This window comes from Mesorhizobium sp. M4B.F.Ca.ET.089.01.1.1 (assembly GCF_004022605.1).
GTDB lineage: Bacteria > Pseudomonadota > Alphaproteobacteria > Rhizobiales > Rhizobiaceae > Mesorhizobium > Mesorhizobium abyssinicae.
The window spans coordinates 1-1,080 of sequence record NZ_RZOS01000901.1 but is presented as its reverse complement, the minus strand read 5'-3'; the positions used below and the strand labels follow the sequence as shown (position 1 = coordinate 1,080).

1 protein-coding gene and 1 pseudogene are annotated in these 1,080 nt (G+C 61.9%); one reads left to right on the top strand and one right to left on the bottom strand.

Translation table 11 applies throughout. The features are described 5' to 3' along the window. Positions 1 to 216, top strand: a pseudogene (locus EN780_RS34875) (winged helix-turn-helix domain-containing protein); the annotation flags it as partial. Between the two features lie 252 nt (positions 217 to 468). On the opposite strand, the gene EN780_RS34870 reads toward EN780_RS34875, so the two are convergent. Continuing rightward, on the bottom strand, positions 469 to 1,080 hold a 612-nt coding region (locus EN780_RS34870), incomplete at its 5' end, for an IS110 family transposase (RefSeq protein ID WP_245500223.1).

Here is a 1,080-nt window from a genome sequence, read left to right as displayed (position 1 = left end):
ATGGTGGAGACGGGGCCGGACCGTGCCGTTGACGGCGTCGTGCGCTGGCGGCGCATCGACCTGAAGCGCGTCATCAAGGAGCGCTTCGGCGTGGACTACGACGCGCGCTATGTCGGGAAACTGCTGCACAAGCTCGGCTTTTCGCACATCAGCGCGCGCCCACATCATCCGGGCCAGGACGTCCATATTGTCGAGGAGTTCAAAAACGTATGGCCCGCCCGTCGGCAAGAGGTTTATTTCTGATGGCAACTATTGGTCTGCATCAACGTATACGGCGTGTCGGCTGAAGCCGTCGCCGAGATGGAGATCCGCACGCTCCGGGCCTGATAAAACTCACGGCGTCGACGCGCCATCTTTTGAACCAGGCTTCCAGAGCGTCGGCTTGACCGTCAGGCCATCTTTCAAAGTCCTCCCGCAGACATCATGGGTCACACGGCGTCATTTCGTGTCGCCGCTGACCTGATTGTTTCAAGCTGCCATCGCCGTGGCTCGGTTGGCCTGGAAGGTTACCTCGTGTCGCAATATCATCCATGCGATACGGGCGAGTTTGTTGGCCAGCGCGACGACCACCGTATTGCGGTGTCGTCTTGCCAGCAGATCACGTAACCAAACGCCCAGCGTGGTCTGGCTTCGGGCCAGTGACGGCAAGGCGGCCCTGGCCCCATGGATCAGTAGCGTGCGCAGGTATTTGTTGCCGCGCTTGGAGATACCAAGCAGTCTCGGCTTGCCTCCGGTCGTGTGCTGTCGCGGGACGAGCCCCAGCCATGCGCCAAGATCGCGAGCCTTGGCGAAGGTCGCGCCGTCGCCAACAGCAGCCACGAGTGCGGTAGCGTTGAGGGCGCCGATGCCGGGGATCGACGTCAGCCGCCGAGCGGCCACATTGTCGCGAGCGAGTTCGACGAATTCCCGGTCCAGAGCCCCGATGCGGCGATCGAGATCGATCCATTCCTGCCGCATATCGGCGAGCAAGCGACGAATGCGACTGCCGCTCATGAAGTCCGGATCTGCAAGCAAGGCATCCACTGCCTGCTCAAGCTTATGGCGCCTCTGCGCGATGACCGTGCCACGCTCAAGCAGGAA